At 71.0% G+C, this 4,786-nt stretch carries 3 protein-coding genes; all 3 read left to right on the top strand.

Annotated elements, in window-relative coordinates:
• Positions 1-514 precede the first annotated feature (514 nt).
• Positions 515-1,513 (top strand): hypothetical protein, encoded by a 999-nt coding sequence (locus VF665_RS19180; protein ID WP_331055070.1) that lies wholly within the window; start codon positions 515-517, stop codon positions 1,511-1,513.
• A gap of 441 nt (positions 1,514-1,954) precedes the next feature.
• Complete coding sequence (locus VF665_RS19175) at positions 1,955-3,382, top strand: DUF4157 domain-containing protein (RefSeq protein ID WP_331055069.1); 1,428 nt, start codon at positions 1,955-1,957, stop codon at positions 3,380-3,382.
• A gap of 173 nt (positions 3,383-3,555) precedes the next feature.
• Positions 3,556-4,786: PQQ-binding-like beta-propeller repeat protein (locus tag VF665_RS19170; RefSeq protein ID WP_331055068.1), on the top strand; the 1,231-nt coding region annotated here is incomplete at its 3' end.

Below are 4,786 nucleotides of genomic sequence, written 5' to 3'. Positions count from 1 at the left end.
AGGACCCGGGCCAGGGCACTGTCGCCGACCACGCGCACGGATACGCGGCCGGGGTCAGGTACCCCGAGGGGACCCGCCTCCGGCTTCTGCGCGTGCAGCCATGCCGGGACGAGGACAAGCAGCAGTGCGGTACTCAGGTGCGTCATGGTCTTTTCACGATGTGAGGAACGCCGGCGCAATCCACCGGCGGGAGCTTGCGACACTGCATCGAGCACGGGGCACGAGCAGAGCCTTGCAACCTCCCGCCCCGCGATCCCGTATGTGCATCCGCCGCGGATTCCGCGACGTGCAGATCGCGGGAATCGGAGGGCGGATACAGGTGCCGCGATGCATCTTGTGGGGGCCCGCGGCGCCGGGAAGATTGGTCTTCCCTCCGCTCGTGCCCCGTGAGGCCGGCGCGCGACCCGCATCCGACGTTTCGCGTCATCCTTCGCACGCGTCCGGAAGCCGGCGATGTTCCGGGGTGTCACCGCCGCGAGCCCGGGCCGCACAATCCCAATCACGTTCAGCGCTCATGATCTTCAACTGCCCGGTCTGCAGCACGTCTCTCGGCGAACTCGCCACCGCGGGAAACCAGACGCTGTTCTGCGCGAAGTGCCAGTTCAAGTACCACGTCGCGGCGGGCACCGTGGTGAGCAGCGACTCGCGCCAGATCACGCACCGGCCGCAGGGCCACCAGCACCGCGGCAGATATGAGCGCGAATACGAGTTCCGGCTCGCACAGCCGGAGGGGCTGCGGGTGATCACGCTTCGGCGCCCGCAGCGCGAGGAGCAGCTGAGCGCCAAGCCGAACGACGTGGTCGCCGTCGTGTCTGCCATGCGTGGCAACACGGTCGAAAACCCGGTCGCGTTCATCAACCAGACCACCCGGACCGTTTCCGAGGTCGGCCGCCCGGGGCAGACCACGCTGGTGGGCTCGCTGATCATCGGCGCGATGGCCGGCATCCTGACGCTTTTTGCGCTCAGCGGGCTGGGCGTGCCCGGCGCCATTCCAATGGCGGTCGGCCTGCTGGTCTTTGCCCTCGTCGCGTTCGGCGTGCAGGAGAAGCTGAAGCCGCGGCACAAGGTTACGCCCTCGCAGCAGGCGGCGTTCAGCCGGACGGCGACGCTGCTGCAGCAGAAGGCCGGGCTGGAGCAGCGCATCCTGGAGATCACCAACGACCGGCGCGAGAAGCTCGCCATCCGCGACCAGCTGGCCGGCCTGCGCGCCAAGATGCAGGACGTGGGTTCCGAGCTGTACCAGACGCGCATCGACCGCATTGACGGAGCGCTACCGCTGCTGGAGGAGCAGGCCGCGCTGAACGACAAGCTGCTGCACTCGTACAGCCGAACGCTCAAGATGGTGGAGATCGAGATCGAATCCAACCACGCGGCGGACGCGCTTCCCGAAACGCTGTCGCTGGACGCCATCGCCCGCCGGGACGAGATCGCCGCCATCGAGGCGCGCACCGCGGACCTCAGGCAGCTCCTTTCCGCCAACGAGGAGGTAGAGCGCTATCTCCGCGCTGGATGAACCGGCCGCGGGCAGGGCTGAAACCCGCTGACGCCGGGCGTGGGCATCGCTGCCCCAGGGCCTGCCCCACGCGCGCACCACGGCCCGAACCCAAGCGGACGAGCCGACGTCCGGATGACGTGAAACCGCTTGTCGCGCCTGCGTTCCGCATCCCCCGCTTCTCGGGGGCTCCGGCGGTACGGGAGATGCGCCGCGGACCGCGTGCCGGTGTGAACAGACGCGCCGCCCCGCCTCGATCACGAATCCCCAAGCCGGAAAGCGAACGACATGGAGCGGATGTACGCCCAACGAGCGCCCGCCCCTTCCACGCTCCCGCTGCGGCCCGCGCCGGCAGTGGCAGTGCCCGCCCGGGATCCCGTTCGGCCCGCCGCGGGCGGGCTCGGCACGGTAGCCGAACGCCTCGCATTCGCGGCCGTGCCCATCCGCCCGCGCGCGGCCGGCATGCACGCCAAGCTCCGGGTCACGAGCCCCCACGACCCCGCCGAGCGCGAAGCCGACCAGATCAGCGAGCAGGTGATGCGGATGCCCGCGCCCGGACCGACGGGCGCGTGCGGCGCGGGGGAGTGCGGGGCCGGCGCCCCGAACGGCGGCCCCGCGCAGCTGCTGCGGGCGGTTGCCGCGCCGGGGCCCACGGCGGGGCCCGGCCCGGTGGCGCCGGCCATCGTGCGCGACGTGCTGGGCGCGCCCGGCAGGTCGCTCGACGCTCCCACGCGTGCGTTCCTGGAGCCGCGGTTCGGCCGGGACTTCCGCGACGTGCGCATTCACACCGACGCGCGCGCGGAGGCGTCCGCCGAGGCCGTGGGCGCCCGTGCCTACACGGTGGGCGCGCACGTGGTGTTCGCCCCGGGACAGTATGCGCCCGGCACCGACCACGGTCGCCGGCTGCTGGCGCACGAGCTGACGCACGTGGTGCAGCAGAGCGCCGGAGCCGAGGCCCGGGTCGCCCGCGTTCCCACCGAGTCCGGGGCCCGCGACGGCCGCTACACCTTTTCCACGCGGTGCGGCTGGATTGACTGGGGCCACGCGAACAGCGGCCTGACGCTGCAGCTGATCCAGCGGGTGCAGCAGGCATCCGACGCCCTCCGGGCCGCGGGCACGGCAGCGACGGCCACGACGGGTCAGATGACGACGCCGGCCATGACCGCCCGGGCGGCGGGGATCGTCCTGTCGTCGTCGAGCGTGCGTGTGCGCCTGCTGCGTCCGCTCTCCGCCACCGAGGTCCACGAAGTCGCGCTCAGCATCTTCAAGACGCTTTCCATTGCGTTCGAGACGCAGCAGCTCTGGACCGACCTCATCGGCGCCTCTTCCTTTGCGCAGGAGGACCTCCCCTCCAATCTTCTGGCCTTCTACATGGCCGTCCGCGGCTTTGGCAGGCCGGACATCACCCGCATGTGCGGCGGGATGAACGAGACGGATTCAGTGGCCGAGTACCAGCGCAACCACAACTTTGTCCAGAACCGGAGCTTTGCGCCGGTGGGCGCGACGGAGGCGTGGCCGGCGGAGCTCTCCACCATCAACGACGGCGCGGCGGCCGCCCTGTACGAGACGGAACGGGTCTTTGCGACGCAGGGAAGCGACGCGTTCAGCTTCTGCCCGATGTACCGCGTCGTCGGCAGCATCGGCGAGAGGGACTTCTTTCTGTTCAGCACGGGGGGCGCCCGGTTCACCGAAGCGGATGACGTGCGCGTGGTGCCGACGTTCCATGCGCATCCCACCACCAGCGGCCAGTACGGCCACGTCAACCTCATCCAGATCCTTCCGGCGCGCCCCGCGGACGAGACCCGGTTCCGTAACGCCGGCCTGCAGTGGCCACTCGAAGTGCCGGAGCCCGTGCTGCGCTGCCTGACCAGCCACGGCAACCCGGGATAGCGCACCGGGCGAGCGATGCGCCGCCCCGCACGCGAAGGTGTGCGCATCGCCCTCGAGCCGATGTACGTTGCCCTGAAAACTCGGAGCAGGCTGGAAAGCAGCAGGGTCCAAGCACCTGATCCTGCGTATCACGCATCCACCGCGTTGCTCCTGACCACCCGCTCCCCATCCGCATGAAGCCGTACATCACCCGCCGCGACCTGCTGAAGCTGGGGCTGGCGACGGGGCTGGCACCCGCGCTCCATTGGCTGCCGGACCCGCGCTCGTTCACGTTTGCGTTCTTCAGCGACACGCACCTGGGGCTGGAGGGGCGCAACCTGCAGGCGTGCCGCACGCTCGTTCTGGAGATGGCGGAGGCGATGCGGCCGGGGCTGGCCATCAACGGCGGCGACGTGACGGACTACGGCTGGGCGGGTGAGTACGACGGCTACGACCAGGTGCTGGCCGGCATCCGCTTTCCCGTGCACCACGTCCCCGGCAACCACGACGTGCGCTGGGCCCCGCGCGGCTTGCAGATCTTTCGCGAGCGCGTGGGCCCGCCGTTCCGCTCGTTCGATCACGCCGGCGTGCACTTTGTCCTGCTGGACAGCACCGTTCCCCTCTCCCACTACGGCCACTACGAGACGGCGCAGCTCCGCTGGCTGGAGGCGGACCTTCGCCGCGCGGGCCGAACGACGCCCGTCCTTCTGTTCACGCACCACTGGGTGGGCCGCGCGCCGGTGATGGTGGACAACCAGGACGCGCTGTATCGCGTCATCGAGCCGTACAACGTCAAGCTGGTGTTCAACGGCCACGGGCACGCGGACCTGCTGTGGGAGTGGAACGGCCTCGCGTGTACGATGAACAAGGGGCTGTACCAGGGCTCGTACCAGCGCGTGGAGGTGGATGCGGACCGGGGCGAGGTGCGCCTTTCCCGCCGCACCGCGGAAGCGCCGGAGCAGACGCTGCTGGTGAACGTTCCGCTCGCCGCCTCGCGCGACCAGCGGCCCGTCTACGCGCTGGGAGCCGTGCCCGCCGCGGCGGCGGCCACCGGAGCACGATCCGCCGCGCCCGCCTTTCCCGCGCCGCAAGTGCCGGAGCTGGAACCCCGGTGGTGGCGGCGGCTGGCGGGCGGCGTCATGTCGCACCTGCTGCTGGCGGATGACACGCTGTACGTGAGCGCCATGGACGGCTCGGTGAACGCGCTGCGCGCGGCGGACGGCGCGCCGCGCTGGACGGCGGCGACGCAGGGCTACTGCCACTCGTCGCCCGTGCTGGCGGACGGGCGCGTCGTCGTGGGGAGCGCGGACGGGCACGTGTACGCGTTTCGCGCCAGCGATGGGCGCAGGCTGTGGGCGCGGCGCACGGGCGGGCCGGTGTACGCATCCGCCGCCGTGGCGAAGGGGATCGCCGCCATCGCGTCCG

This window comes from Longimicrobium sp., from assembly GCF_036387355.1.
In the GTDB taxonomy this organism is placed as follows: domain Bacteria; phylum Gemmatimonadota; class Gemmatimonadetes; order Longimicrobiales; family Longimicrobiaceae; genus Longimicrobium.
This window is presented reverse-complemented; position numbering and strand designations above follow the sequence as displayed.